This window comes from Bradyrhizobium sp. A11, from assembly GCF_042077125.1.
Lineage (GTDB): Bacteria > Pseudomonadota > Alphaproteobacteria > Rhizobiales > Xanthobacteraceae > Bradyrhizobium > Bradyrhizobium japonicum_B.
The window spans coordinates 4,298,509-4,325,124 of record NZ_CP149509.1 but is presented as its reverse complement, the minus strand read 5'-3'; the positions used below and the strand labels follow the sequence as shown (position 1 = coordinate 4,325,124).

Here is a 26,616-nt window from a genome sequence, read left to right as displayed (position 1 = left end):
CGCTTTAACGGCTGGATGCCACGCGCGCCAGCGCCAGCGACGGCGTCGCCGCCATCTTCACCAGCACGTCCTTGAGCGGATCCTGCGTCCAGGCGCGGGTGACATAGTCGCGATGGGTGATGCCGTCGGCGGTCTCGACGAACACCACGCTGCCTGGGCGGAGCGGCTGATCCATGTCCTCGGCGACGCTGATGCCCTTCTGACGGAGCATGCTCATCAGCTCGCGGTCGCGCCGCGCGGTGTGGCGGGTGTAGGCGCTGACGAAGAAGCCGGAACGGTGGCTTTCGATCCAGGACGCGAACTTGTCCAGTTCGCCATAGACGGCATCGAGCAGCACGACGCCGCGGACGCGCTCGCTGATGCCGCCGACCTCCAGGCTCCAGGCCGTCGGCAGGAAGCCGCCGCTATAGCCGACGATCACGATCGGCATGCTGGCGAAGGCGCGCGCGCCGTTGGGATCGCCGGTGACACGGGCGAGGTGCTCGGCCGCTTCAGCCATGAAGCGCTTGAAGCCGCCCGGTTGCCAGAACTTGCCGGCACTGGAATCGGCGGCATCAACCGCCATCTGCGGGGCGAGCAGCACGGCGTTGGCGCCGGAATCGGTGATCTGCTTGGGCACCAGCTGGCGATCGCGCACGTCGCGTTCGAGCGTTGCGCCGTTGCCGTGGAAGAACACCACGATCACGCCCGGCTTGCGCGCGTCGAAATGCTCGGGCACGTGCACCAGCACGCGGCTGTCATTGTAGGTTTCGTCCTGCCAGAACACGCGACCGGAATAGCTGCGGTGGCCGCGGCGGTCGCCCTTGGCAATGTTGAGGAACGGTGCGTCGGAGGCGGGGTTGTTGCCGAAATAGGGAAAGGCCGACGACTTCATGCTGACGAGGGTCGTCAGGCCCTCGCGCGCGGGGCGCTTGTAGGGGACCTGCGGCTCCAGCGAGGCGACTTTGTAAGGTGCCTGCTCAGGCGGCTGCTGCACAGCGCGCTTGGGCGAGAAATCCGACATCTGCCGCTGCAGGAGACTCTCGCTTGCGGACGGAAAGCGCTCACTGAACTGCGGGGCCGGAAAGCGATCCTCGAACGTGTCGCCGCTCGCCACCTTCTGGTTCGTCTTCGCAACGACCTGGACGTTCGCCTGTGAGTTCGCCGCGAGCGCGGCCGGGTTCGGTGCCTTGCCGCATTGAACCAGCGTCAGCGACAGCGGCACCAAGGCTGAGATCAGGCCGAGCCGGAGCGCACGACCGCGCGCATCGGAGGGGATCCGATCGGCACGCATGTCAGCTCTCGGTTTCGGAACGGCCCCGACCATCCACCCATGACCCCAAAGTCACGTCCACTCGGCAATCTCGAGACAATTGAGCCGACCGGCGTTTAGGCGACGTTAAGCGTCCGGAGAAACTTCCCCACATCCGGAACGCTCAAAAGGACCATGCAATCGTGTCCTGATTGTGGGGAGGGTGGACGGGGTTTTCCGGGGCTTATGCCGCTTTTTCTCTCGGTTACGGGAATAGCGGTGCTCAAGTACCCCGTTTCCATTGCCTCATTTAACCCTTGTTAACCCTGCTTGAATTGACTGGGCCAAACTGCACGATGCGCCCGCGAGGCACCACGCCTCAGGTTAAGGACCCCGATGACGGCATCAGATGCGGGAACCGAACCCTGGACTGGCCGGCTGACCGGAAGCGGGACAGGGGTCTCGGTTCTGGTCGCGACCGCCATCGTCGTGGCCGACATGATCGGGGTCGGTGTCTTCACGAGCCTCGGCTTCCAGGTCAAGGATATCCCGTCCGGCTTCTCGATCCTGCTGCTGTGGACCGTCGGCGGCATCGTCGCGCTATGCGGGGTGTTCGCCTACAGCGAGCTCGGGGCGATGTTTCCGCGCTCGAGCGGCGAGTACAATTTCCTCGGCCGTGCCTATCATCCGGCGTTCGGCTTTCTCGCCGGCTGGGTGTCGGCGACGGTGGGCTTCGCAGCGCCGGTCGCGCTTGCCGCAATGGCGTTCGGCGAATATGCCAAGTCGGTCGTGCCCGATCTGCCGCCGATCCCGCTCGCCATCGCCGTGGTGTGGCTGGTCTCGCTGGTGCAGCTGACCGGCGTGAGGCACTCCTCGACCTTCCAGCTGATCGCGACGATCATCAAGGTCGTGCTGATCGTCGCATTCCTGGTCGCCGGCTTCGTCATCGGCGTGCCGCAGCCGATCACCTTCACGCCGCAGCCGGGCGATCTCGCCCACATCGTCAGCGCGCCGTTCGCGATCGGCCTCGTCTTCGTGATGTATTCGTTCTCCGGCTGGAATGCCGCGACGTACATCATTGGCGAGATGAACATGCCGCAGCGGAATCTGCCGCGCGCGATGCTGGCGGGGACGCTGATCGTGCTCGTGCTGTATGTCGCGCTGAACGCGGTGTTCCTCTATTCCACGCCGGTCGGCGCGCTCGCCGGTCAGCTCGATGTGGCCAGTGTTGCCGGCACCGCGATCTTCGGCAGCCTCGGTGGCCGCATCGTCGGCGCGATGATCTGCGTCGGCCTGGTCTCCTCGATCTCCGCGATGATGTGGATCGGCCCGCGCGTGATGATGACGATGGGAGAGGATATTCCGGCCCTGCGCGTGTTCTCGAAGCGATCCACGAGCGGCGCGCCGGCCTATGCCATCCTGTTCCAGCTCGCGGTGGCGACGCTGCTGCTGTTCACGCGCAGCTTCGAGGCGGTGCTCGACTTCATCCAGTTCGCACTGTTGTTCTGCTCTTTTTTCACTGTCGCCGGCGTCATCAAGCTGCGCATCACCGCCCCCGATCTGCCCAGGCCCTATCGCGCCTGGGGATACCCGTTCACGCCCCTGGTTTTCCTGCTCGTGACCGCGTTCATGATGTACTACCTCTTGACCGAGCGGCCGGTGCAGTCGCTCTCGGGGATGCTCGTCATGCTGTCGGGCCTGTTGATTTATGCCGTTTTCCGCAGGCGGCCGGTCGCCGCTGGCAATTCACACACTCGCGAATAGATATGTTTCGACCCCTCAGAATTGCAGCCGCCGCTCTTGCCCTGCTGGCTGCGGCCGTCTCCTCCGCCAGCGCCGCCGACATCACCTTCGATGACACCGCGCGCTTCCTCGCGGGCATGCAGCCTTCGGCGGACTCGCCGCTGCTGCCGCTGACAAGGGAGCCGGGGTGGCAGCGCCATGCCAAGTTCTTCGACGGCGCCTTCGCCCAGCTCGAACAGCGCCAGCTCTCGAAGATCCGCGATTGGGCCGACGTCAATCTCGCCGCGCCCCGGCCGACCATGTTCTACATGTTCAGCGGCCCGGATTTCCTCTACGCCAACGCATTCTATGCCAAGGCCAGCACCTACGTGCTCGGTGCGCTGGAGCCGGTCGGTGCCGTGCCCGATTTGACGCGGCTGCCGCGCGGCTCGATCAGTGCCGCGCTCTACAATGTCGAACGTTCGCTCGGCTCGATCCTGAGCTTCTCGTTCTTCATCACCAAGCAGATGAAGGTCGACCTGCACGCCAATCAGGTCAACGGCACCTTGCCGATCCTCTATGTCTTCCTGGCGCGCTCCGGCAAGACCATCCGCAACGTCGAGATGGTCGCGCTCGACGCCAAGGGGGGTATGCATGCCGCTGGCGACAATCCGGGACCGAACGCCGCCCATGGCGTGCGCATCACCTTCGCCGGCAGCGACGGCGAGGCACGCACGCTGTATTATTTCTCCACCGACCTTTCCAATGCCGGCGCCCGCAACACCGGCTTCCTGAAATTCTGCGAGACGCTGGGGCCGGGCAACAGCCTGCTCAAGAGCGCGTCCTATCTCCTGCACTCCGGAAACTTCACCGTCGTCCGCGACTGGCTGCTCGCCAACAGCGCCACCATCATCCAGGACGATTCCGGCATTCCGCTCGTGAACTACGGGGCGCGGCAATGGCGGTTCTTCCCGTTCGGCCGCTATCTCGGCCCGATCGGTGAATTCCCCGGCCGCTACCAGGAGCGCTACGCCGAGTTGTTTACACGGGCTCAGCCGATCGACTTCGGCGTCGGCTACCGCTGGCGCAAGCACGAGTCGAATTTATTGCTGGCGGTGAAAGTGCCGGGCAGCGAAACGCCGCCAAGCGGGGAGGCGACCTCGTCGGCCGAGCCGGCGCCGAAGCCGCCGCGTCCGAAACGGCTGCGACCGCCCGAGTCGATCCCGCCGCAGTCCGGGCGCTTCTACTGGTTTCGCTAAAGCATGATCCGGAAAAGTGCGCAGCGGTTTTCCGAAAAGATCATGCTTAAACAACAACGTAAGCGCGATGACGATTCGTCCTAATCACATCGCGCTTTAGGCCGTGAACTCAAGAATCGGCCGGGCGGACAGCTCAAGGGCGTCCGCTGCGCCGATGAGATATGACTTGATACCCAACAATATCGGTCCGCGCCGGCCTCCGCGGATTACTTCCGCACGTGATGCTTGGTCGACGTCACCGTGCTCGCTGGCGGCGCGGGCGAGATGGAGAACGTCAGCCAGGTATTCCAGCCGGACGGCCGATTTGCCGCGTCGAATTCTCCATAAGCTTTCACGTTCAAGTAGCCCTGCATGTCTCCGACGGGAAACAGGTAGCCGAATTGCGGGCCGACGCCCAGGACGCGCGAGCGGAATGGGCCGAGAATCGGATGCTGACCGGAATCGTCGGTGATCTGCTGATAAGCATATCCAACGAAGCCCACGAACGCGTGCTTGGAGAGAAACTTGGATACGCCCCAGTCGAAATGAAAATCGATTCCGCTCTGGTACTGGGTGTCAGGGTTCTTGAAATTGTAGGTGAACCCGGCAACACCGGAGAACTCCTGCCCCGTCGCGAGATCGAGATAGGTGTATCCGCCGCCGGCATCGATGGCGCCGTGACCGAGGCCGGTGTTGGCCAGACGGGTCGATTGATAATCTCCGACGGGAATGTCGCCAGTCGCATACGTCATCCAGTTGTGAACGCCGTTGTGCCACTTCAGCGACATCACCGGATAGAGATCGCCGACCGACACCAGCGTGTCGGAGAGACTGCCGGTTCGAATCGAGCCGAACGGGCCGACGTTGGTAGTCAGCGTTCCGTCGATTCCGACGGCGCTCCGCGCGAATGTGCCGGTGAGACCCACGGCCAATTGTCCGCCCAGCACCGGCGTGCCGAACGTATAGCTCGGCGCCAGGATCAGAATATCGGCTTGTGCGTTGAGGCTGGCGTTCAGGCTGACATTGACCGTCGCTGGAAGTTTGCCCGTCGAGATCTGCCGCGACGCGGCGACCCCGCCGGAGCCGCCGACGGAGGTGTGATAATAGACGGTGCCGAGCGACCATCCAGGCATCATCGGCACGGCCGCCAGGCTGCCAAACTGGCCCGGAAGCCAGAACGAAATGCCGTTTTCGTCGGCGAGGGCCACCTGCGGAGAAAGCAAAGCAAGGGCGGCGGCAGCGAGAGCGCCACTCAACCGACGCGCGTGTGTAGCATTGTGCGTCATGGTTGCCGCCTCACAGCCCATCTGATGACGTCTAGCGATCCCGCTGGGGCGAACCGGGGCTTCCGACATGCGATTGCTCAATCCGACAATCCTCTCTTCAACATGGCCGCCTTGCGACCCTCTGCAGCTTCCTCGCTGTCGGCCTTCTTCATTTCCTTCAGCTCGATCGTCACCTGGCTGATCTTGCCGGAGAATTTGAACGGCACCTTGTAGGCTTCAGTTACGGGAGTACCTTCGTCGGCACCGACGTCCGCGCCTTCGTCAGCCGAGAAGCCGCAGCATTGTGTCCGATCGATCCGGCCTGTGGCAACACTCTTTCCGTTGACGAACAGCGTGCCCACGGCGCCCTTGCCGATTCCGCCGCCATCGTAGGCGAACTCGAAACGGATCGTAGACTTGCCGGCAGGTAACCCCTGCGGGGCAGATATCGTAAATCGCTGGAGACCAAGGAAATTGTAGGTGTAGGTCGGTTTGCCGTCCTTCAGATACAAGCTCCAGCCGCCGAACCTGCCGGCCTGGGCGAGGATGGCGCCGCTGGCTCCGGCCTTGGGAATTTCCACATCGGCGGTGATCACATGCGAGCGGTTCTTCGTGTTGATGAAGACGTTCTCCGACATGCCGAGCATGCCCTCGTGAACCGTCAGCGAGCTGCGGCCCGCCATCAAGTCGGGGCGGCCGACGAGGGCCGGGTTCAGTCGCTCCAGAGTTCGGTCGTCGAGCGGCAGCACGGAATATTTGACGGCTTCCTTGAGGAAGAGATCCTGAAGCTCTTTTAGTTTGTCCGGATTCTTTGCTGCCAGATCGTTCGTCAGGCTGAAGTCCGATCGCGTGTCGTACAGCTCCCAGATATCATGCTCGAGCGGCCTGCGGTTCGTCGTTTCCCACGCTGCACGGTGAATCGTGCCGGCCAGCCAGCCGTCGCTGTAAATTGCGCGATTGCCGAATATCTCGAAGTACTGAGTGGTATGCCGGCTCGCAGCGCCGGCATTGCCAAAACTGTAAGCCATGCTCACGCCCTCGATCGGGGCTTGTGGCGTTCCATTCACGCTCTTCGGTTCGGGAATCTTCGTGGCTTCGAGGATCGTCGGCACGATATCGATCACGTGATGCCACTGCGAGCGCACTTCGCCCTTCGCCGCAATGCCCTTGGGCCAGTGAACGACCATGCCGTTGCGGGTGCCGCCATAGCTCGAAGCCACCTGCTTGGTCCACGTGAAGGGCGTATCGCCAGCGACGGCCCAACCGGCAGCATAGTGACTATACGTCATCGGGCTGCCCAGTTCATCATAGTGCTTGAGAATGTCCTGAACGCTCTCCTGCACGCTGTTGAAATAGGTCATCTCGTTGAACAGGCCGTTCATGCCGCCTTCCGCACTCGCGCCATTGTCGCCGACGATGTAGAAGACCAGGGTGTTGTCGAGCTGACCAGTCGCCTTGACGGCGTCGACGAGGCGGCCGATCTCGGTGTCGGCGTATTCGCCAAAGCCGGCGAACACCTCCATCTGGCGAGCGAACAGCTTCCTTTCGTCAGGGCTCAGCGCGGCCCAATCCTTGATGGCTTCCGGCTTGGGCGCGAGCTTCGTCCCCGACGGCACCACACCGAGCTTGATCTGACGGGCCAGCGTCTCCTCGCGCAGCTTGTCCCAGCCCTGATCGAACTTGCCCTTGTACTTCGCGATCCATTCCTTCGGCACGTGATGTGGTGCATGGGTGGCGCCCGGCGCGAAGTACATGAAGAACGGCTTATCGGGCGTCAGCGACTTCTGGTATTGCATCCAGTCGATCGCCTTGTTGGTCATGTCCGTCATGAAATTGTAGTTGGGATCCTTGGACGGCTCGACCTGCGTCATGCCGTCATAGATGAGGGGAGCCCATTGGTTGGTCTCGCCGCCCATGAAGCCGTAGAACTTGTCGAAGCCCTGGCGGGTCGGCCAGCGATCGGTCGGCCCGGAGGGACTCACCTCCCATGCCGCCGTCTCGTGGTTCTTGCCGAAATGGGCGGTGCTGTAGCCGTTCAGTCTCAGCATCTCCGCGATCGTGGCGACGCTGTTAGGGCGCTGTCCGGTCTGCCCGGGAAAGGTCGTCGCGGTTTCCGCGATCGATCCAAAGTTGTTCATGTGATGGTTGCGGCCGCTCAACAACGCAGAGCGAGTCGGCGAACAGAGCGCCGTGGTATGGAATTCGTTGTAGCGCAGCCCTTCATTCGCCAGCTTCTCCACCGTCGGCATGCGGATCGGACCGCCGAAGGCACCGGATTGGCCGAAGCCCATGTCGTCGATCAGCACAATGAGCACGTTGGGTGCGCCGACAGGTGCCCTGACCTCGAAGCGTGGCGGCGGCGTTGCATTGCGGGCGTCGAAGACGGTGCTGTGCGGATATGACGGCTCGGGAATCGGCAGCACTGTGCGATCGGTCGGAAGCACGACCGCGGGTGGAGCAACCTGCTGGGCATTGGCCGGAATCGGCAGCAGCACGATCAAGGACAGCGCGGTGATCGCCGTCGTCATACGTCTCATGTCGGCTACCTCAGCGAAGGAGGAAAAATAGAAATCAATTGACCAAATGGCGGGATGCGACCAGCGCATCCGCAGATCGACAACAGTTCGATGCCGTCTCAGCGCCGCCCGGCGCGATTGACCGGACCGCCGCGATTCACCGGTGTTCCCACCCGTCCGACTCCCGGGGTTGCAACGGCCCGTGCGACCGGCCGCGGCCGTAGCACGACGCCGGGTCTGACGATGCATCCGACGGGATAGTCGACGTACTGGCAGTAGACCACCGCACCCGCCTGGTCTGTGCTCGCGGCTATGAAGCCGGCGACCAGTCCAGCTGTCAGCAGGGCAGAAAATGCGATTGAGCGCTTCATCCCGGTGTCCTCCATCGTTGATTGCCGAATTTGCCCGATCGAACGACCGGCGTATTGAGCCATATCAATTGCTTCGATGACGATCGTCGTTCGACACTTGTTGACAGCGTCGGCGCCTCATCATTGATTCCGAAGGAATTCGCTGGCGCGGCCCTCCCTCATTGGGGAGAGGTTGGCACGCGCTGCAGTGGAATGAGGCGACCCATTGCGCGCAGCTGATCCAGGGTCTTCCCAAAGCAGTCTAGTCCTGCAGGGCGGTCAGAAGGCGTCGCGATCACACGCGCGGCGTTCAACGTTGCGTTAAGCCGTCCCCCCTGACCTTGATAGACTGCCTCACCATTCTCCTTGACGGTGTGGATGTAGCCTACCACCCAAGTCTTGGCATTTTGGCTCCAGCAGATGATGCCCATCGGTATATCCTGGGGAAACGTTTGCGCGACCGATGCGGTCGGTATCATCGCCACCGACGCAATGGCGGCAAATGCCAAGCAAATTTTGAGCATCGCTCTTTCCTTCCAGCAACCTATTTCGAGAAACTTGGTACGGCTCTCCTGATGACTGCTTGAGCTAAATCAACAAAAGCAGGTCGATGGCGGGCTGGGCGATCGCGGAAGCTGAGAAGGCCGACCATCGCCGTCCAAACCCACCCTCTCGCTGGGAGGGTGGTCCTGCAGACTTGACTCGCAGAGCCTGCAGCCGAAGATAGACAAGCCTTATGCCGACCGGATGCAGAGGCTGAAAGGCTGTCGTTGGCACGCAAACGTCGCAAAGCCGGCAGCAAGACTGTCTTGCGGCAAGAACCTGCCGCCAAGCTGTCGCATGTTGTGTCGTCGCAAGCCTGGGAAACATCGAGAACCACGCACTTCTCGAAGCTCCATATATTGTCTTCGATCCTGGCAGTGGCGGCGGCTGTCCTCGTCATAGGCCTCGCCCTTCATCTACTTGGCGGCGGCCCGGCTTGGGATGCCCAATCACCGGCTGCGGCGGCCTATATCGGGAGCGACACCTGCGCCGGCTGCCACCAGGCCGAAGCACAATCGTGGGCCGCCTCGCAGCACAAGGCGGCGATGCAGCACGCCACCGACAAGACCGTGCTCGGCAACTTCAATGATGCGAGTTTCGAATATTACGGCGTGCGTTCACGCTTCTTCCGCAAGGACGGAAAATTCATGGTCGAGACGGACGGCGCCGACGGCAGCCTTTCCGATTTCGAGGTCAAGTACACTTTCGGCCTCGATCCGCTGCAGCAATATCTCGTCGCGTTCCCGGATGGGCGCGTCCAGGCACTGCCGATCGCATGGGACAGTCGGCCGCAAGACAAGGGCGGCCAGCGCTGGTTTCACCTTTCGCCCAATGAAGCCATCAAGCATGACGATATCCTGCACTGGACCAAGCTGAACCAGAACTGGAATTTCATGTGCGCGGAGTGCCACTCCACCGGCTTGCGCAAGAACTACGACGCCGCAAGAGATCGCTTTTCGACGACCTCGGCGGAGATCAGCGTCGGCTGCGAGGCCTGTCACGGTCAGGGCTCGCGCCACGCCGCCTGGGCGCGCGAGCAGCAGAGCTGGTGGCCGTTCGGCAAGCAACAGGACGCCGCCAAGGGCTTGCTGGTGCGTTTCGACGAGCGGCACCGCATCACCTGGCCGATCGATCCGCAGACCGGAAACGCAAGGCGTTCCGCCGAGCCGGCAATACTCCGCAAGGAAGTGGAGACCTGCGGCCTCTGTCACGCACGGCGCGGTGCCTTCGACGAGAATTGGGTTCCCGGCCAATGGCTGTCGCAAACCCATGTCGTCGAGCCGCTCGCGCGCAACACCTATCATGCCGACGGGCAGATCCGCGATGTCGAGGAGCCCTATAACTATACGCCCTTCAAGCAAGGCAAGATGTTTGCGGCCGGTGTCACCTGCAGCGACTGCCACGAGCCGCACAGCGCGAAGCTGCGTTTGCCGGGCGAGGGCGTCTGTCTGCAGTGCCATGCGTCCGACAAATATGCCGACGTGAAGCATCGCCAGCACGCCGAGGGCGAGCCGTCGCCGACCTGTATCTCATGTCACATGCCGGTCAGGACCTACATGGTGATCGATAACAGGTACGATCACACCTTCAGGGTCCCGCGTCCCGATCTGTCCGTCACCCTCGGAACGCCGAACGCCTGCAACGACTGTCACCGCGACAAGTCACCGCAATGGTCGGCGGCAGCCGTCGAGCGATGGTTCAGTCCGCTCCGGAAGGGCTTCCAGAATTACGGAACGGCATTCCATGCCGCCCGCACCGACCAGGCCGATGCCGCCGCGCTGCTTGCCGTCCTTGCGGCGGATCGCAAAGCGCCCGCCGTGGCCCGCGCCAGCGCACTCGACGAACTTGCATCGCGCGTAACGCCGGCGAACATCGCGACGGCCCGTGTCGCGCTGGCCGATCCCGATCCGATGGTGCGGATAGGCGCGCTCGACATGCTGGGCAACGTGCCCGTTGATCGGGTCTGGTTCCTCGTGTCCCCGCTGTTGTCCGATCCCGTCCGCGGTGTCCGCATCAGGGCGGTCTCTCTGCTCGCGGGCGTTCCTTCCGCAAGCCAGCCTCAGCCGGATCGTGCGCGCTTCGATCAGGCGGCAGCGGAGTTCGTCGCCGCCCGGCGCGCCAATGCCGAGAGACCGGAGGCCCGCACCGCGCTCGGAGATTTCCTCGCGCGGCGCGGAGAGATGCAGGAAGCCGAGGCCGAATACCGAGCGGCCCTCAGGCTGAGCCCGCAATATGCGACGGCGGCGATCAATCTCGCCGATCTCGATCGGCAACGCGGCCGGGACGGCGACGGTGAATCCGTCCTTCGCGCCGCGCTTGCGAGTTCACCGCGTGACGCGGCCCTGCACCATGCGCTCGGCTTGACGCTGACGAGGCTGAAACGGTCCGAGGACGCGCTCAACGAGCTCCGTCGGGCGACGGAGCTGGAGCCGGACGAGCCGCGTTACGCCTACGTCTACGCCGTCGCGCTGCATTCCGGCGACCGTCGCGGTGAGGCCTTGACCGTCTTGAAGGAAGCCTTGCGCCGTCATCCTAACGACCTTGATATTCTTCAGGCCCTGGTCTCGTTCAACCGGATGGCCGGAGATACGGCGTCGGCGCTGAAGTACGCGGAACAGCTCGCGACTTTCCGGCCAGCTGACCAGGGTCTTGCGACCCTGATTCAAGAATTTCGCCGAGCCGTCCGGCCCCGCGCGCAGTGAGCAAGACCCGGAGTAGTGGCCGCTGGGGCTTGGGTCGGCAACCGGTGGCTCGCGCAATGTGTCCACGCCTGAGCTACCAATGTACGCTCTGGCTCGGTACGATGAACGCCGTCGAGCTTGGCGGCGTCGCAAGGCTCGATGCCAGGTACCAACCCGAGCCGAGCACGAGCGCCAGCAAGGCGACGATCGCGAGCAGGTCGATGGTGCGGGGGTCGTGGTGCCGCCTGGAGCCGCGGGCGGGCCAAAGCCCAAGCCAATGCCCAAGTCCAAGCCTGGCGTGAAGGTGAGGGCTGATTTTCCAGCGCATTGTTGTTTCCTCCCCAAGGGAGCGTCAAAACAACGCGGGAGCAAAGTCCAAGGTTCCACTCGGGCTTCCGGCCCGCAATCGCAGCAGCTCAGGGCGCATTGACGCCGCGCCATCGGCCATAGCGCCATGGCAGGTACCAGCGCGCGCCTTGCGGTGCGGTCAGCGGCACGTTGTCGATGCCTGACGTGCCGAAGGGATGGCAGCGCAGCAGCCGCGCCAGCGTCATCCAGCCGCCGGCCCACAGCCCGAACCGTTCGATCGCTTCGTCGCCGTAGACCGAGCAAGTCGGCAGGTGTCGGCAATTGTAGCCGACCAGGGGCGACAGCGTGTGGCGGTACAGCCAGATCAGCGCACGGCCGAATCTGCGCGGGAGCCGAAGCGCCCCTTCGACTGAGCTGGAACAATACCCGCAGGCTGAATGCTTCATGTGCGCGGTGCTGCGATGTTAAGCGAGGTGTTGCACGGTTCCAATGCGGGGAACTGTAAGCTGTTGTTTGCGCGCCATATTTTGCATGCTTTCTGGGAGCAGTGCAGCAAGTACCTATGGACGATCTGTATTCCCCCGGATACCATTTTTGTGACGTTCGTGTGTAGACTCATCGGACGCAAAACGGGGCTTGCCTGAATCGCCTCTGGGGCTTGGGGAAGGGACCAGTTTGAAAGTTCTGAAGTCGCTCAATCTTCGCGGCTGGTTGCTGGTGGGAACCGCCGTGTGTGGAGTCGTGCTGGCTGGCGCCGTCGCGACACTCGGGTCGTCGGCCCGAGCGGGTAGCGCGCTCGAAGAGCGCAAGCTGCCGATGAAGTTCAGCTGGGTCGCCTGCGAGCCGAACTGCCGCGGCTGGGTCAGCGCGGTCGGTATCATCACCGCCGACACACCCAAGGCTTTCGAAGAATTTTCTCGCGGACGCCAGCTCGGCGGCGCCACCGTGGTGCTCGATTCCAGCGGCGGTTCCGTCAACGACGCGATCACGCTTGGTCGGCGGTTTCGCAATCTCGGCCTGCTGACCACGGTCGGCGTCAGCCTGCGCGGCGGGCACTCGGCCCGCCCGGCGGTCGCGCCTGAGGCCTATTGCGAATCCATGTGCGTGTTCCTGCTGCTGGCCGGCAAGAAGCGCTACGTGCCGGAAGCGGCTCATGTCCGCGTTCACCAGATCTGGATGGGCGACCGTGCCGACGATGCCAAGGCGGCGAGCTACAGCGCCCAGGACCTGATGATCGTGGAGCGGGACATCGGCCGGCTCGCCAAATATACCTTCGATATGGGCGGCACCGGCGATCTGCTCTCGCTCGCGCTCAGCGTTCCGCCCTGGGAAGATCTGCACGAGCTGGATGCCGGCGAGCTCAAGGTCACCAATCTGGTAACGACCGATCTCGTCGCCGACGTGCTGCCGCATGTGGACATCTCCGCGCCGGCGATGGCGGGGCTTGCCCCGAAGACGCAGGCAAGGTTCGGCGAGGAGCCGGAGCAGCCTTCCAAGTCGACCAAGACGGCGGAAGCCGTGGTGCCGACGGGCGGTGTGGCCGCGCCGGTTGCGCCGACGCCGAAGTAAGATTCTTCGCCGTCATTCCGGGGCGTCGCAAAGCGACGAACCCGGAATCCAGATGTTAAAGCGAAAGATTCCGGGTTCGCGCTGACGCGCGCCCCGGAATGACATCGATGGGCTCAGCCCTGTGCCGCAGCCGGCTGCTTGGCTTTGGCCTCGATCTGACCGATCGCGTCAACCACGGCATCGAAGGTCAGTAGCGTCGAGGCATGGCGCGCCTTGTAGTCGCGGACGGGCTCGAGGAGCTTGATCTCCTCCCATTTGCCTTCAGGAGGCGCACCGTTCTCCTTCAGCATCTTGCGAACAGTCTCGCGTAACTCACGGAGTTCGCTCGCAGTCGAGCCGACAACCCGACTTGCCATGATGGATGAAGAGGCTTGTCCGAGTGCGCACGCCTTCACGTCATGGGCGAAGTCGGTGACGGTGTCCCCGGTCATCTTGAGATCGACCTTTACGGTCGAGCCGCACAGCTTGGAGTGGGCGGTGGCGGAGGCATCGGGATCCGGCAGCCGTCCGAGGCGCGGAATATTTCCGGCCAACTCGATGATCCGCTTGTTATAAATGTCGTTCAGCATGTGATGGAGTCCAGCGCGTCCATGCCCACTTCGGCACCCGATCGGCCTTGGCGGGCGTCGTCCAGGGTCCTATATAGGGTCGGAACTGGTGGAAATACAGTCCAGCGCTAAGAGGCGGTGATCCGGATCCGTGCCGTCGGCGTTTTGAGCTCGGGACCCTTTCCGCCGAAACTGTTCTCTTCAGGCGTCCGGCGGCTTGGCCGCCCCGTCTGCCGGTGACACTCCGGCCCTCAAGGCCGTCGAACGGAGTCGATATGGACGCTGCAATCAAATCCATCCGCCCGGGCAAGCCCTCTGACCGGCAGCCCGAGAGTCGTCCGGCCGAGCTCGATCCCGCTGAATTCCTCGCGGCCGCCGTCCGCGCCGACCAGCCGCGCCCGGCGCGCGCCGAGGCGGAAGCGGCGGTGAAGACGCTGCTCGCCTATATCGGCGAGAACACCGAGCGCGAGGGCCTGCTCGACACGCCGCGCCGCGTCGTCGAGGCCTTCGACGAGCTGTATCAGGGCTATCACCAATGTCCGGCGGAGGTGCTCGACCGCACCTTCGGCGAGACCGCCGGCTATGACGATTTCGTGCTGGTGCGCGACATCGAGTTCACCTCGCAGTGCGAGCATCACATGATGCCGTTCTACGGCAAGGCGCATATCGCCTATACGCCGGTGGAGCGCGTCGTCGGCCTGTCCAAGCTCGCGCGCCTCACCGACATCTTCGCCCGCAGGCTCCAGACCCAGGAGCACCTGACGGCGCAGATCGCGGCAGCGATCGACGAGGTGCTCAAGCCGCGCGGCGTCGCCGTGCTGATCGAGGCCGAGCATACCTGCATGTCGGTGCGCGGCGTCGCCAAGCACGGCGCCTCCACCTTCACCAGCCGCTTCACCGGCATGTTCCGCGACAATCCGGCGGAGCAGGCCCGTTTCCTGTCCCTGGTGCGAGGCACGCGCTGACCTCGCGAATGGATCGGCAAGGTCGTGTCCGTTCACTCCCATGAGATCGAGGAAGGCCTGTCCTTCCAGCCGCGGTTCGACGCGGCAGGGCTCGTGACTTGCGTCGCGACCGACGTTGCCACCGGCGACGTGCTCATGGTCGCGCACATGAACGAGGAGGCGCTGCGCAAGACGATCGCGACCGGCGAGGCCTGGTACTTCAGCCGCTCGCGCAATGCCTTGTGGCGAAAAGGTGAGACGTCGGGTCAGACCCAGCGCGTGGTCGAGATGCGCACCGATTGCGACCAGGACGCGGTCTGGATCCGTGTCGAGCAGATCGGCGCTGCCTGCCACACCGGGCGGCGGTCGTGCTTCTATCGCAAGGTCGAGGGTGAGGACGGAGGAGCCAAGCTGGTCTTCGTCGATGCGGAGCGGCTGTTCGATCCGGACGCGGTCTACAAGACGTAATTGTCATTCCGAGTGCGAAGCGCGAACCCCGAATCCATCGCACGGCATCACGTGCGGTGAAATGGATTCTCCGGTGCGCAATTGCGCACCGTAGCTCGCACCTGCGGTGCGGCCCGGAATGACTTGGAGTGGGCGGCGGCACCAGGATTAACCCCGCATTAACCATACCTGTCCGAGGGTGAGGCGACGGGCGTCCGAATTGCCGGCGCCGCTCAACGCCGCGCGGGGCGGGCACTTCATCATGTCGGTCGACACTTCCAGCGCCACGCAGACCGCCGGTCTCGATCCGGCGCGGGCGCGCGTCGCCGGTGCGATCAAGCAGGCCTCGAACATCTCCGGCGTCAGCTTCCAGTACATGCTGACCACCGCCAAGATGGAATCGGATTTCAATCCCACGGCAGGGGCCACCACCTCGTCCGCGCATGGGCTCTACCAGTTCATCGACCAGACCTGGCTCGGCACCGTGAAGGAGGCCGGCACCCAGCTCGGCTACGGCAATTATTCCGACGCCATCACCAGGACGTCGTCGGGCAGCTACACCGTCGATGATCCCGTGATGAAGCGGTCGATCATGAAGCTGCGCGACGACCCGCAAGCCGCTTCCAGCATGGCGGCGGCGCTGACGCAGTCGAACGGCTTCAAGCTGACCGGCCTGCTCGGGCGCAGGCCGAGCGACAGCGAGCTCTACATGGCGCATTTCATGGGCGTCGGAGGCGCCGCGAAACTGATCGCCAATGCCGAGGACAATCCGCAAGCGGTCGGCGCGCGGCTGTTTCCGAACGCAGCGTCCGCCAACCGTTCGATCTTCTACGCCAGGGACGGCCGCGCCCGCAGCGTCTCCGAGGTCTATTCGGTGCTGGACGCGCGCTATGCCAGCGCGGCCAATTCGAGAGTGACCCGCAGCGCGATGGCGATGTATGGCGGCACGCCGTCGACAACGGAGGTCGCGAGCGCGAATGGCGTGCAGCCGACCGCGCCGATCGTCGACAACGCCGCCTATCTCCAGACCTTCCCGAATACACGTGCGGCGACGCCCGTCAGTGCGATATCGCCCACGACGGTCGCGGACAGTGCGTCGACCACACCGGCCTTCCGCTCGATCTACCAGCCCGGCGACACGCAGCCGGTCTCGACCACGGTGCAGAAATTGTGGGGCAACAACGCCTCGCTGACGTCAGTCGCCTCAGCTGCGCCCGACGTGCGTCCGCCGCAACCGCTTGATCTCTTCAGCGATCGCAGCGGCACGTTCTCGAGCTAGTCGCCGTCTCGTGTCCCGGACGCGCTGTAGCGTGAAACGCTGCTGCGCAGAGCCGGGACCCAGTGCCGCGAGCTCCTCTCGAAAATTCTAGGCCCGGCTCAGCAGCGCGTCACTGATGTGCTGCGCTGCGTCCGGGGCAGGCACCGCAGGCGGCTTTGTTCCCTTAACAAATCCTCAATAAAACCAGCCAGTTATGGTGAACGCTTTGTTAAGCGTCGTGGTTTATTTTGTGTTGCAGGTGACGAGCCGTCACCCTTTTCGTTTGTTGTGTAAGCCGGAAGCAGCATGATTGTTCGGCAGTTCATTAATTGGATCAGGACGGCGTCCGCCGGCGAGCGGGCCGAGGCAACGCGGGCGTTGGCCCGGGCCTGGCTGATCTCAGACCTTTCGGCAGAGGACCGCATCGCCGCCGAAGGCGCGCTGTTGATGCAGCTCGACGATGCCTCGCCCCTGGTGCGGCAGGCGATGGCCGAGGCGTTTGCACGCAGTCCGGACGCGCCTGCATCGATCGTGCGGGCGCTGTCGGCGGACCAGCCGAGCGTCGCGCTGCCGGTGCTGGAACATTCCCCGCTGCTGATCGACGCCGATCTCGTCGACATCGTTGCAACCGGCAATGACGAGGTGCAATGCGCGGTCGCCCGCCGCATCGCGCTGCCGGTCTCGGTCTGCGCCGCCATCGCCGAAGTCGGCTGCGCGGCGGCAGCGCTGGAGCTGATCGAAAATCCCCATGCCGAGCTTGCGCCGTTCTCCTGGAATCGCATCGTCGAGCGCCACGGCCATCTCGCGGCGATCCGCGAGGCGATGCTGGTGCTGGATGACCTGCCGTCCGCAACCCGCGCCGCGCTGGTGGCCAAACTCTCCGAGACGCTGGCGCAATTCGTCGTGGCGCGGAACTGGCTGAGCGCCGACCGCGCCGACCGCATCACGATCGAGGCGCGCGACCGCTCCACCATCAACATCGCGGCACGCTCGCGCGGCGAGGACATGCAGGGCCTGGTGCATCATCTGCGGGTCACGGGCCAGCTGACCGCCGGCCTGATCCTGCGCGCGCTGTTGTCGAGCAATCTCGGTCTGTTCGACGCGGCGCTGGCCGAGCTTGCCGATCTGCCACTGGCACGCGTCACTGCGCTGCTGCACGACCGCGGCGGCAACAGCCTGCATGCGCTGCTTAGGCGTGCCGGGCTGCCCGAGGCGACATTTGCGGCCTTCCAGGTCGCGCTCGATGCCTGCCACGAGCAGGGCTTTGTCGACAGCGACGACGGCGCGGCACGGCTGCGCCGCCGCATGGTCGAGCGCGTGCTCACCCATTGCGAGACCGACCGCGGCGCCACCGAGCCGTTGATGGTCCTGCTGCGCCGCTTCGCCACGGAATCGGCCCGCGAAGAGGCGCGGCTGTTCTGCGACGAGCTGGTCGCGGACGAGCATGCCTACGACGATCTGATCGCGGCGTAGCGAGATGCCGTAGGGTAGGCAAAGGCGCAAAGCGCCGCGCCCACCGCCTCTCAGTTTGATCCGGGATGGATCGTGGGCACGCTTCGCTTTGCCCACCCTACGAAACTGATCGCAATGATGGAGCCGGGCCTGCAGCCACCGTCATTGCTTCGTCGCAAGTGCTGCTCGCAATGATGGGGAGAGGGCTGAACCTTACTCTCCCGGCACGATGCTCGGCGCCAGGATCACCTCGAGATGCTCGGGGCGGTCGCGGTTGACGTGCGCGAGATAGTCGTCGGCGATCTTGCGCAGGCGGCGGCTGAGCTCGGCGGAGACGCTGATGCTGTCGAGCCTGGTGTTCTCGTGCACGATGGCGAGGATGGCGTTGATGTGGTGCGTGAACAGCTCGGCCGGGACCTTTGCCAGGTCAGGCGCGTGCTCGATGACGCGGCACAGGCTCTCGGCGATTCCCGCCGCGGCCGGATAGCCGAATGTCACGGCGTCGCCCTTGATGTCGTGGGCGGCGTGAAACAGCTCGTCGCGCCTTTCCTTGGTGAAGCCGTCATTGCGGATGGCGACATAGGCGGCCGACAGACGGTTGACCTCGGTCGTCATCCAGTCCTTGAACTCGCCGGAAAGACCCGCGAGCGCCTGCTCGGCGCGGCCGACCGGATCGTCCAGGTCCTTCTCGTCGACGCGGCGCAGAACCTTGCGCAGCGGGTTGGGCTGCGTGATGATCTGATGCGTGGCGAAGGCCTTGACCTCGATATCCTTTGCGCTGTTCTTCGCCATGATCTCTGCCTCGCCTGAAGACGTTGCGCTAGATGGTGGAGCGGGCCTTGTCGAGCAGCGAGGGCTGCTGCAGCACCTCGTGCTTTTCGCCGACGCGGCGCTCGGGACCCATATAGGCGGAATTGGTGTTGCGGCGCCGGTCCGGCCCGAAATAGGTCTTGGTCTTGATGAAGGGGCGGGGATTGGCGACCACGTTGAGGATGCGCTGATAGAGCCCCTTGGCCGAGATCGGCTTGGCCAGGAATTCGGTGACGCCGGCATCGCGCGCCACGGTGACGCGGCGCTTCTCGGAATGGCCGGTCAGCATGATGATGGGGGCGTAAGGGTTGCCCTTGGATTCCGGCTGCCGGATCATCTGCGCGAGCTCGAGCCCGTCGAAGATCGGCATCGCCCAGTCGGTGATGACGATGTCGGGCACGTAATGGCTGTACATCTCCAGCGCCGTGGCGCCGTCCTCGGCCTCATAGACTTCGCGCGCGCCGAAGGAATGCAGCAGCGTCCGCAGGATGCGGCGCATGTGCGGATTGTCGTCGCAGACGAGGAAGCGCAGCTTGTTGAAGTCGATACGAAACATGACGCCCGGGCCAAAAGCGGTCAACCTTCGTTAACCATATCGCGCCGGAGGTTAACGAAGGGTTGCGGCCGCGGCTGCGGCGGCGGCCGCGAGGTGGTTCTAGTAGCCGAACTGCTCGCGCAGGATGCGCTCTTCCAGGCTGTGGCCGGGGTCGAACAGCATGCGCATCGAGATGGTCTTGTCGGACAGGACCTCGACCCGGCGGACGTCGCGCACTTCGTCGTGGTCGGCGACCGCGGCCACCGGTCGCTTGTCGCCCTCCAGCACCTCGATGACGACATAGGCCGTGTTGGGCAGCAGGGCGCCGCGCCAGCGCCGCGGGCGGAAGGCGCTGATCGGGGTCAGTGCCAGCAGCGCCGCGTTGATCGGCAGGATCGGACCCTGAGCGGACAGATTATAGGCGGTCGAGCCGGCCGGCGTTGCCACCATGATGCCGTCCGCGATCAGCTCGGGCATGCGCTCGCGCTCGTCGATCATGATCCGCAGGCGTGCGGCCTGATAGGTCTGCCGGAACAGGGCGACCTCGTTGATGGCGTGGTGCAGGTGGACGCGGTCGTTGACGTCGGTCGCGCGCATCAGAAGCGGATTGATCTCGGATTCATGCGCAGCCTCGAGCCGTGCGCGCAGATCGTGGGTCGAATATTCGTTCATCAGGAAGCCGACGGTGCCGCGATGCATGCCGTAGATCGGCTTTCCCGTGCGCATGTTCTGGTGCAGCGTCTGCAGCATCAGCCCGTCGCCGCCGAGCGCGACCACGACATCGGCCTCCTTGGGGTCGCAATTGCCATAGTCCCTGGTGAGCTGGCCGAAGGCGGCCTGCGCCTCGTTGCTCGAGCTGGCGACGAAGGCGATCCGGTCGTATCGCTGGGGCTTGGTCATTGGCTTGTCGGACACGGCCGCTGGCTGGAGGAAGTTCCGCCCGGCTCGTCTATACGAGGTTTGGCTGCATTGTCGAGGATGACCGGCTTTCAAGGCAAACGGGCGATTGTCGGTCCCGAGAACAAAACGGGTTGATTTGAGCCCGGCGGGGATGCGCCATCGACCGTGATCCCGCAAACGGTCGCAATTTCTTGCTAGCTTCGGTGCGGCCCGGCGATGACAGCCGGGCAGGGAGAACGATCATGCCCACGATCTTGCCGAGGCTGCGACGAACCGGGCTCGTACTGGCTGTTGCGGTGGTCGCATGCGCAAGTGTTGTGCGCGCGGAGGATCCGCCGCAGCCGCGCGCCGAGATGACCGCGCCGGCCGGACAGAAGGGAGGGCGCGGCAGCGCTGCGCAAAGCGGGCCGCAGAGTTCGTCCCCGGCCGAGACGCACCGTCTCCCGCCGGATTCGACCACGAAGCAGACGTTGGAGCTGCCCGGCCGTACCCTCAGCTTCGCGGCGACCGCCGGCTCCATTCGCGTGTTCGACGGCAAGGGCGAGCCGCTGGCCGACATCGCCTATACGTCCTACCAGCTCGACGGCGCCGACCGCGCCACGCGCCCGGTCACGTTCCTGTTCAACGGCGGACCCGGGGCATCCTCGGCATGGCTCCAGTTCGGCGCGGCCGGTCCATGGCGGCTGCCGTTCGATGGCGATGCGCTGTCGCCATCGGCCTCGCCCGAGGTGAAGCCGAACGCGGAGACCTGGCTCGACTTCACCGACCTCGTCTTCATCGATCCCGTCAGCACCGGCTACAGCCGCTTCATTGCCAGCGGCGAAGACGCGCGCAGATCGTTCTACTCCGTCGACGGCGACGTCAACGCCATCGCGCTGGTGATCCGCCGCTGGCTCGAGAAGCACGACCGCCTGACCTCGCCGAAATACGTTGCGGGCGAAAGCTATGGCGGCATTCGCGGGCCCAAGGTGGTGCGCCAGTTGCAGCTCCAGCACGGCATCGGCGTCCGCGGCTTGATCCTGGTGTCGCCGCTGTTGGATTTCCGCGAGTTCGCCGGCACCAGCCTCCTGCAATATGTCGCGACGCTGCCGAGCTATGTCGCGGTGGCGCGCGAAGCCAAAGGGCCGGTCAAGCGTGCCGACCTCGCCGACGTCGAGGCCTACGCGCGCGGCGAATTCCTGGCCGACCTCGTCAAGGGCGAGGCTGACAAGGAGGCCACCAATCGTCTGGCCGACAAGGTCGCCGAGCTCACCGGCATCGACCAGGCGGTGAGCCGCCGCCTCGCCGGGCGCTTCGACGTCGGCGAATTCCGCCGCGAGTTCGACCGCAAGAACGGCATGGTGACGGGACGCTACGACGGCTCCGTGCGCGGCTTCGATCCCTATCCGGATTCCAGCAGCTCGCGGTTCGGCGATCCCTCAGGCGATGCGCTCCAAGCGCCGCTGACGAGCGCTGCGGTCGACGTGCTCACGCGCAAGCTCAACTGGCGGCCCGACGGCTCCTATGAGGTCCTGAATGGCAGTGTGGAAGGTCACTGGGATTTCGGCCGCGGCATCAACCCGCCGCAATCGGTGTCCGAGCTGCGCCAGATCCTTGCCACCGATGCCAAGCTGAACGTGCTGGTCGCGCACGGCCTGTTCGATCTTGCCACGCCCTATTTCGGAACCAAGCGGGTGCTCGATCAACTGCCCGCCTTCGTGACGCAGCGCGTCAAGTTCGTGGTCTATCCCGGCGGCCATATGTTCTATTCGCAGGGCGGCTCGCGGCAGGCGTTGCGCAGCGAGGTCGAGCGATTGATCAGGGAGTAGGCCGCCGCTTGCGCGGCGGATAGCGACGGGCGATCTCCTTTGCCACGACGCGCTCCGGCTTCACATTCGCGCCGGCGATCCAGATGTCACTGACCTTGCCGCGCTTGTCGCGGATCCGGCGCACCGGCTCGCCATGGCTGGAATAGCCGGCGGCCCAGGCGAGCTTGCCGGTGTCGCGGCCGGTGACCTCGATCTCGGCGGCATCCATGAACGGATTGTTGAACTGCGGATTGGCGACCAGCACGCGGTTGCCCGCGGCAACGAGGTCGGTCGCGCCCCAGATCGTCCACCAGCGCCCGGTCCAGTCGCGCAGGCGGCGGTCGGGTGCGCCGCGGGTCTTGAAGACGCGCAGGATCTGCATGGCGCCGTCCATCCAGAACGGCGCCGCGCCGTCGATGGAGTTGCTCAGGATGCTGATCGAAAGCTCGCAAGCCGGGATCGCGCAGGTCCGCGAGATGTAGCCCTGAAAGCCGCCGCTATGGCCGAACCAGTCCCAGCCGTCGGTCTTGCCGGCATTGACGCCGAGGCCGTAATAGCCCTCGAAGCTCTGCGGGATGCGCCAGTGATGCCGCGTCATCTCGCGGCGGCTAGCGACGGAGAGCACGCTCTTCCTCGCATTCGGCGCAAGCTGCGCGAAGAAGCGCGCGGTGTCGCCGGCGGTGGCAACGAAGCCGGCGGCCGAAGCCATCGCCTGCGCCGGATTGTCTCCGGGGATCACGCAGCGTACGCCCAGCGGAACCTTTCGTGTGTGGCCGCGCGCGAAGGAGGCGCCCTTGGGAAGCGGCGCATCCGGCTCGGTCTCGCGCAGGCCCGCGGGCCCGATGATCTCGCCCTTGATCCAGACCGAGTAGGGCTGCTCCGTCACCGCTTCGATGACGAGGCCGAGCAGGCCAAAGCCATGATTGGAATATTTGAAGCGGGTGCCGGCCTCGATCGCGGTCGGCAGCTTCAATTCCGCGAGCAGCTCGTTCGCGTCGAGGTAGGGGCGACGATCGATGAACTGGCCGGAATCGACGCCGTCGCGCGTCAGCCCCGCGCTGTGCGACAGCACCTGCGCGATCGTCGTCTCGGCAACGCGGGGATGCAGGCCGCCGACATACTGGCCGATCGTATCGTCGAGCCGGAGCTTGCGCTGCTCGCGCAGTTTCATGATGCCGGCCGCGGTGAAGCTCTTGGAATGGGAGGCGATGCGGAAGCGGTGGCGCGGGGTGAGCTTCTCGCCGGTGTCGAGATTGGAAAGGCCGAATGCATGCTCGGCGACGATCTCGCCGCGATGGGCGAATGCGACCATGACGCCTGGCTGCTGGATTGTCGTCAGTTGGAATTCGATCCAGGAGCCGACGTAGTCGATCGCGGATCGCAGCCACTTGTCCATTGCGCTACCGGTTTGCGGGGATTGGTGCGAGAGGCTAGCCGAGAAAGCGGAACGGGCACAACCCGGAAGGTCGTGCCCGTTCGCCTCATGAAGTTGCGATGTCGTCAGTACACGAGCGTCGCGCCGGTCGGCTTGTCGAGCGCAGCCGCAAGCGAGCGATATTCGGAGCTGTCGGTGCCGGCGAGCGAGGCGATCTTGTTCAGGTGATACTGCGCCTGTTCGCGGTTGCCCTGTTCGAGCTGCCAGAGGCCGTAATATTGCCAGGTGCGGACGTGGTTCGGATCGTCCTTCAGCGCCAGCTCGTAATAGAGCTTCGACGACTGGTAGTCGCCGAGCTTGCGATAGGAGTAGCCGATCAGATTGGCGACGTCGGCGACGTCGTCGCGCTTCAACGACTTCAGCTGGCCGATCGCGCCGGTGTAGTCGTGGTTGTCGTAGATCGCGGTGTAGGCGGTGCGATAGGCGGCGAGGAATTTGGGGTCGTTGACGGAAGAGCTCTTCTTCTTGCCCTTCTTGGTCGATGAGTCCGAGCTCGGCGGCGGCGAAGGGGAGTCGCCGCCCGCGGCATAGGCGCTGGACAGCACCGGTGCGGCCGCCAGCGACATAGCGACCAGTCCCGGCACGACAAGCATTGAGAGTTTGCGCATCTAAATTCTCCCGTATGGAACTTGGCGATCCTACACGATTGCCCGAAGACCGAAACACCCGTCCCGCAGAAACATTCCCGCTTCGCACCATCTGCTCGCCCGGATGCAGATGACAAGCTCGTCATCGAGATGAACGGGAGCCTGCAAGGGGCTTCAGACTGGGTTCAGTGCCTCGCCCCTAGGTTCCGGTCTACGATCGAAGGGTAGGCGAGAGGGTGCCGCCTCGAGATCCTTCCAAGAGGAGACCACCATGCTGAAGACCATTTCCGCAGCCTTGCTCGCGGCTTCCGTGATCGCAGCTCCGGCCTTTGCCGCCGAGGCCGGCAAGACCACCACGATCGCCCCGGTGATCAAGGCGGACCAGGGCCAGACCAAGGCGTCCACCACCGCCGCAAAGCCGGACGCCGCTGTCAAGGCCGACGCCAAAGCCGATGCCAAAGCTGCTGACGTAAAGGCTGCTGACATCAAGCCCGCCGACGTCAAGGCGGACTCCGAGACGGATTCCAAGTCGAAGGCGATGAATGCCAACGCGGCGGCGACGCCGGACGAGCACAAGTCGGCGCCCACGCACAGCCACGACGACAAGCATCTGTCGGCCAAGAAGTCGCAGAAGGCGCAGCCGGACCTGGCCAAGCCGGCCACCAGCGACAAGCGCAGCTGACGTCTGATCCCGCGCGGCGGCACCTTGCATTGCCCGCCGCCGCGTACGGACTTCAGGCCCGTCCCGGCGCCTGTGCGAAAGCGCAGGCGCAGGCGCAGGCGCCGGCGGCGGTGCGGTGCGTTCCCTTTGCGCGGCCTTGGGGCTAGAACATGCCCGGAGTCTGTGCACGTGGAGAGCGCGAGCTGTGGGGCGATTGGCGAAACGTACTGCGCGCCTGGCGTTGATCCTGACCTTGCCGCTGGCGCTTGCGGCCTGTTTCGGCGGCGATGGCGACCGTCCGACCTTCATGGGCGGGACCCAGGCCGGAGGGCCGCAACCGTTTCCCGACAATTTCCGCAGCGACACGCTGGCACTGATGCGCACCTATCTGAACAACCCGGTCGGCGTGCGCGAGGCCAGCATGGCCGAGCCGGTCCAGCGCGAGGTCGGCGGCCGGCAGTTCTATGTGAGCTGTCTGCACTTCACCCCGCGCGAGACCGACGGCAGCTACAAGGCCATGCGGGAACGTGCGGTGATCTTCGTCAACGGACGAGCGGACCGTGTCGTCGACCGGACCAGCGAGCTCTGTGCCGGCGCGGTTTACGCACCCTTTCCGGAACTCGAAAAGATGACGCGGTAGCGCAAAGCCGGCCTTCATGGCCTGGTGCTAGAACGGGATCGCCGGAGCCGCCGGATCACATTTCGGCGAGCTTTGAACGGGGCGGTTTGGCGTTGCGACAAATTGGGACGGCAGGTCTTGCGAGTCGACAAAAACAGTCGGCGGGATGGAACAAACTCGCGTTGTTGCCGACCCGTCACAGTAACGAACGATCAACGTTCCGGCATTGCCGCGGAGCAACCCAATTCACGCCACGTTGTTTCCTGAGTGTCGTAAATGAAAGAACGGGGATGATCATGAAATCGATTTTGCTGGGTGCAGTTGCTCTGCTTGCGCTGGCCGCGCCGGCCGCAGCGGCGGACATGCAGCCGCGCACCTATGCCAAGGCGCCGGCCTATACGCCGCCGCAGGTGATCTATAATTGGACCGGTTTCTATATCGGCGGTCATGTCGGCGGCGCGTTTGCCGGCGACAACAGCTTCCAGTCCAGCGACGCCCGGTTCATGGGCGGCGTGCAGGGCGGCTTCGACTACCAGTTCGCCCCCAATTGGGTGATGGGTATCGAGGCTCAGTACTCGTGGCTGCCGACCAACAACAACGGCGTCACGTTCCCGCTGGGCACGCAGGTGACGTCCAACACCGACCAGATCGGGTCGGTGACCGGCCGTATCGGCTACACCTGGGGACCGACGCTGCTCTACGCCAAGGGCGGTTACGCCTGGCGTAACAACAATCTCGGCGTCAACATCGCCGGCGTGCCGCAGGCCTTCACCACGACCGGCAACAGCAAGGACGGCTACACGGTCGGCGCCGGTCTCGAGTACATGTTCGCGCCGAGCTGGTCCGCCAAGGCCGAGTACCAGTATTATAATTTCGGCAGCACCACCTTCACCTCGGGTCCGGCCGAAATCGTCGGGGTCCGCGGCCGGGAGGACGAGCATACCGTCAAGGTCGGTGTGAACTATCGTTTCGGCTGGGGCGGTCCGGCAGCTTCGCGCTACTGACCGCGACTACGACCACGCTCTGACAAAGGCCGGCTCCGCCGGCCTTTCGTCTGTCCGCCGCCCGCCCGTCGGCCAGCCCTGCATTTGCAATGCGTGAACCATCTGGCGCGTCATTTGCAGACGAACATTCCGGCGCGCGCTTTCTCACGCGCGTCATGGATCTCGGGTAAAGCAAAAATAATTTTTGCCGCTTACGGAACTCGCG

The 26,616-nt window shown here is 64.4% G+C and carries 24 protein-coding genes; 12 read left to right on the top strand and 12 right to left on the bottom strand.

The genetic code is table 11. From position 1 onward, the window contains the following. Window positions 1-4: 4 nt before the first annotated feature. The gene (locus WI560_RS20285) at window positions 5-1,273 is read right to left on the bottom strand and encodes an alpha/beta hydrolase (RefSeq protein ID WP_375304592.1); all 1,269 of its coding nucleotides are present in this window, start codon (window positions 1,271-1,273) and stop codon (window positions 5-7) included. 354 nt (window positions 1,274-1,627) lie between these two features. Here WI560_RS20285 and WI560_RS20280 point away from each other — a divergent pair, with 354 nt between their 5' ends. After that, window positions 1,628-2,995, top strand: coding sequence for an APC family permease (locus tag WI560_RS20280; RefSeq protein ID WP_375304591.1), 1,368 nt, complete (start codon window positions 1,628-1,630; stop codon window positions 2,993-2,995). Window positions 2,996-2,997: 2 nt separating this feature from the next. Then, complete coding sequence (locus tag WI560_RS20275; RefSeq protein ID WP_375304590.1) at window positions 2,998-4,212, top strand: hypothetical protein; 1,215 nt, start codon at window positions 2,998-3,000, stop codon at window positions 4,210-4,212. A gap of 206 nt (window positions 4,213-4,418) precedes the next feature. On the opposite strand, the gene WI560_RS20270 is transcribed toward WI560_RS20275, so the two are convergent. From WI560_RS20270 to WI560_RS20260, 3 genes are all read right to left on the bottom strand, one after another. Then, window positions 4,419-5,477 (bottom strand): transporter, encoded by a 1,059-nt coding sequence (locus WI560_RS20270; protein WP_375304589.1) that lies wholly within the window; start codon window positions 5,475-5,477, stop codon window positions 4,419-4,421. A gap of 77 nt (window positions 5,478-5,554) precedes the next feature. Beyond that, complete coding sequence (locus tag WI560_RS20265) at window positions 5,555-8,221, bottom strand: arylsulfatase (RefSeq protein ID WP_375304588.1); 2,667 nt, start codon at window positions 8,219-8,221, stop codon at window positions 5,555-5,557. A 280-nt stretch (window positions 8,222-8,501) separates the two neighbouring features. Beyond that, a complete protein-coding gene (locus tag WI560_RS20260) occupies window positions 8,502-8,846 on the bottom strand; it encodes a hypothetical protein (RefSeq protein WP_211419096.1) in 345 nt (114 codons plus the stop codon). 564 nt (window positions 8,847-9,410) lie between these two features. On the opposite strand from WI560_RS20260, the gene WI560_RS20255 reads away from it, so the two are divergent. Continuing rightward, window positions 9,411-11,567: a tetratricopeptide repeat protein gene (locus WI560_RS20255; protein WP_375308877.1), complete on the top strand. Its 2,157-nt coding sequence runs from the start codon at window positions 9,411-9,413 to the stop codon at window positions 11,565-11,567. A 73-nt stretch (window positions 11,568-11,640) separates the two neighbouring features. On the opposite strand, the gene WI560_RS20250 is transcribed toward WI560_RS20255, so the two are convergent. Both WI560_RS20250 and yidD read right to left on the bottom strand, forming a co-directional pair. Continuing rightward, on the bottom strand, window positions 11,641-11,874 hold the full coding sequence (locus WI560_RS20250; protein WP_375304587.1) for a hypothetical protein: 234 nt from the start codon (window positions 11,872-11,874) through the stop codon (window positions 11,641-11,643). Window positions 11,875-11,962: 88 nt separating this feature from the next. Beyond that, window positions 11,963-12,301: a membrane protein insertion efficiency factor YidD gene (gene yidD, locus WI560_RS20245; RefSeq protein WP_375304586.1), complete on the bottom strand. Its 339-nt coding sequence runs from the start codon at window positions 12,299-12,301 to the stop codon at window positions 11,963-11,965. Window positions 12,302-12,530: 229 nt separating this feature from the next. Here yidD and WI560_RS20240 point away from each other — a divergent pair, with 229 nt between their 5' ends. Then, a complete protein-coding gene (locus tag WI560_RS20240) occupies window positions 12,531-13,424 on the top strand; it encodes a hypothetical protein (RefSeq protein WP_375304585.1) in 894 nt (297 codons plus the stop codon). A gap of 113 nt (window positions 13,425-13,537) precedes the next feature. On the opposite strand, the gene WI560_RS20235 is transcribed toward WI560_RS20240, so the two are convergent. Beyond that, the gene (locus WI560_RS20235) at window positions 13,538-13,993 is read right to left on the bottom strand and encodes an iron-sulfur cluster assembly scaffold protein (protein ID WP_028137200.1); all 456 of its coding nucleotides are present in this window, start codon (window positions 13,991-13,993) and stop codon (window positions 13,538-13,540) included. A 254-nt stretch (window positions 13,994-14,247) separates the two neighbouring features. On the opposite strand from WI560_RS20235, the gene folE reads away from it, so the two are divergent. The 4 genes from folE (at window position 14,248) to WI560_RS20215 (ending at window position 18,094) form a co-directional block, all read left to right on the top strand. After that, entirely contained in the window at window positions 14,248-14,937 is a 690-nt protein-coding gene (gene folE, locus WI560_RS20230) for a GTP cyclohydrolase I FolE (protein WP_028137199.1), read from the top strand. Between the two features lie 24 nt (window positions 14,938-14,961). Beyond that, window positions 14,962-15,384, top strand: coding sequence for a phosphoribosyl-AMP cyclohydrolase (hisI, locus tag WI560_RS20225; protein WP_375304584.1), 423 nt, complete (start codon window positions 14,962-14,964; stop codon window positions 15,382-15,384). A gap of 199 nt (window positions 15,385-15,583) precedes the next feature. Next, window positions 15,584-16,642, top strand: coding sequence for a transglycosylase SLT domain-containing protein (locus tag WI560_RS20220; RefSeq protein WP_375304583.1), 1,059 nt, complete (start codon window positions 15,584-15,586; stop codon window positions 16,640-16,642). Between the two features lie 285 nt (window positions 16,643-16,927). Then, a complete protein-coding gene (locus WI560_RS20215) occupies window positions 16,928-18,094 on the top strand; it encodes a DUF2336 domain-containing protein (RefSeq protein WP_375304582.1) in 1,167 nt (388 codons plus the stop codon). Window positions 18,095-18,286: 192 nt separating this feature from the next. On the opposite strand, the gene WI560_RS20210 is transcribed toward WI560_RS20215, so the two are convergent. From WI560_RS20210 to WI560_RS20200, 3 genes are all read right to left on the bottom strand, one after another. Continuing rightward, a complete protein-coding gene (locus tag WI560_RS20210; protein WP_257195979.1) occupies window positions 18,287-18,865 on the bottom strand; it encodes an Hpt domain-containing protein in 579 nt (192 codons plus the stop codon). 28 nt (window positions 18,866-18,893) lie between these two features. Next, entirely contained in the window at window positions 18,894-19,439 is a 546-nt protein-coding gene (locus tag WI560_RS20205) for a response regulator (RefSeq protein WP_011088265.1), read from the bottom strand. Window positions 19,440-19,538: 99 nt separating this feature from the next. Continuing rightward, window positions 19,539-20,318: an NAD kinase gene (locus tag WI560_RS20200; RefSeq protein WP_375304581.1), complete on the bottom strand. Its 780-nt coding sequence runs from the start codon at window positions 20,316-20,318 to the stop codon at window positions 19,539-19,541. A 242-nt stretch (window positions 20,319-20,560) separates the two neighbouring features. On the opposite strand from WI560_RS20200, the gene WI560_RS20195 reads away from it, so the two are divergent. Then, on the top strand, window positions 20,561-22,126 hold the full coding sequence (locus WI560_RS20195) for a S10 family peptidase (RefSeq protein WP_375304580.1): 1,566 nt from the start codon (window positions 20,561-20,563) through the stop codon (window positions 22,124-22,126). Here the strand turns inward: WI560_RS20195 and WI560_RS20190 are convergent. After that, window positions 22,116-23,501 carry a serine hydrolase domain-containing protein gene (locus WI560_RS20190; RefSeq protein ID WP_375304579.1) on the bottom strand — a complete coding sequence of 462 codons (1,386 nt, stop codon included), beginning with the start codon at window positions 23,499-23,501 and terminating at the stop codon, window positions 22,116-22,118. The two genes, WI560_RS20195 and WI560_RS20190, sit on opposite strands and share 11 nt — an antisense overlap. 104 nt (window positions 23,502-23,605) lie before the next feature. Further along, window positions 23,606-24,148 (bottom strand): tetratricopeptide repeat protein, encoded by a 543-nt coding sequence (locus WI560_RS20185; protein ID WP_375304578.1) that lies wholly within the window; start codon window positions 24,146-24,148, stop codon window positions 23,606-23,608. A gap of 250 nt (window positions 24,149-24,398) precedes the next feature. Between WI560_RS20185 and WI560_RS20180 the strand changes: the two genes are divergently transcribed. From WI560_RS20180 to WI560_RS20170, 3 genes are all read left to right on the top strand, one after another. Next, window positions 24,399-24,809, top strand: a complete 411-nt coding sequence (locus WI560_RS20180) for a His-rich protein BRANT (protein ID WP_375304577.1) — start codon at window positions 24,399-24,401, stop codon at window positions 24,807-24,809. 184 nt (window positions 24,810-24,993) lie between these two features. Beyond that, complete coding sequence (locus tag WI560_RS20175; protein ID WP_375159785.1) at window positions 24,994-25,428, top strand: hypothetical protein; 435 nt, start codon at window positions 24,994-24,996, stop codon at window positions 25,426-25,428. A 275-nt stretch (window positions 25,429-25,703) separates the two neighbouring features. Further along, the gene (locus WI560_RS20170; RefSeq protein ID WP_375304576.1) at window positions 25,704-26,411 is read left to right on the top strand and encodes an outer membrane protein; all 708 of its coding nucleotides are present in this window, start codon (window positions 25,704-25,706) and stop codon (window positions 26,409-26,411) included. Window positions 26,412-26,616 lie beyond the last annotated feature (205 nt).

Excerpts from the sequence above, each read along its gene's own strand:
- yidD (WP_375304586.1), bottom strand. The coding sequence starts at position 12,301 with ATGAAGCATTCAGCCTGCGGGTATTGTTCCAGCTCAGTCGAAGGGGCG.
- WI560_RS20205 (WP_011088265.1), bottom strand. The coding sequence starts at position 19,439 with ATGTTTCGTATCGACTTCAACAAGCTGCGCTTCCTCGTCTGCGACGAC.
- WI560_RS20210 (WP_257195979.1), bottom strand. The coding sequence starts at position 18,865 with ATGGCGAAGAACAGCGCAAAGGATATCGAGGTCAAGGCCTTCGCCACG.
- WI560_RS20215 (WP_375304582.1), top strand. The coding sequence starts at position 16,928 with ATGATTGTTCGGCAGTTCATTAATTGGATCAGGACGGCGTCCGCCGGC.
- WI560_RS20180 (WP_375304577.1), top strand. The coding sequence starts at position 24,399 with ATGCTGAAGACCATTTCCGCAGCCTTGCTCGCGGCTTCCGTGATCGCA.
- WI560_RS20190 (WP_375304579.1), bottom strand. The coding sequence starts at position 23,501 with ATGGACAAGTGGCTGCGATCCGCGATCGACTACGTCGGCTCCTGGATC.
- folE (WP_028137199.1), top strand. The coding sequence starts at position 14,248 with ATGGACGCTGCAATCAAATCCATCCGCCCGGGCAAGCCCTCTGACCGG.
- WI560_RS20185 (WP_375304578.1), bottom strand. The coding sequence starts at position 24,148 with ATGCGCAAACTCTCAATGCTTGTCGTGCCGGGACTGGTCGCTATGTCG.
- WI560_RS20250 (WP_375304587.1), bottom strand. The coding sequence starts at position 11,874 with ATGCGCTGGAAAATCAGCCCTCACCTTCACGCCAGGCTTGGACTTGGG.
- WI560_RS20265 (WP_375304588.1), bottom strand. The coding sequence starts at position 8,221 with ATGCATCGTCAGACCCGGCGTCGTGCTACGGCCGCGGCCGGTCGCACG.
- WI560_RS20255 (WP_375308877.1), top strand. The coding sequence starts at position 9,411 with ATGCAGCACGCCACCGACAAGACCGTGCTCGGCAACTTCAATGATGCG.
- WI560_RS20195 (WP_375304580.1), top strand. The coding sequence starts at position 20,561 with ATGCCCACGATCTTGCCGAGGCTGCGACGAACCGGGCTCGTACTGGCT.
- WI560_RS20170 (WP_375304576.1), top strand. The coding sequence starts at position 25,704 with ATGAAATCGATTTTGCTGGGTGCAGTTGCTCTGCTTGCGCTGGCCGCG.
- WI560_RS20270 (WP_375304589.1), bottom strand. The coding sequence starts at position 5,477 with ATGACGCACAATGCTACACACGCGCGTCGGTTGAGTGGCGCTCTCGCT.
- WI560_RS20200 (WP_375304581.1), bottom strand. The coding sequence starts at position 20,318 with ATGACCAAGCCCCAGCGATACGACCGGATCGCCTTCGTCGCCAGCTCG.
- WI560_RS20285 (WP_375304592.1), bottom strand. The coding sequence starts at position 1,273 with ATGCGTGCCGATCGGATCCCCTCCGATGCGCGCGGTCGTGCGCTCCGG.
- WI560_RS20235 (WP_028137200.1), bottom strand. The coding sequence starts at position 13,993 with ATGCTGAACGACATTTATAACAAGCGGATCATCGAGTTGGCCGGAAAT.
- WI560_RS20280 (WP_375304591.1), top strand. The coding sequence starts at position 1,628 with ATGACGGCATCAGATGCGGGAACCGAACCCTGGACTGGCCGGCTGACC.
- WI560_RS20260 (WP_211419096.1), bottom strand. The coding sequence starts at position 8,846 with ATGCTCAAAATTTGCTTGGCATTTGCCGCCATTGCGTCGGTGGCGATG.
- WI560_RS20275 (WP_375304590.1), top strand. The coding sequence starts at position 2,998 with ATGTTTCGACCCCTCAGAATTGCAGCCGCCGCTCTTGCCCTGCTGGCT.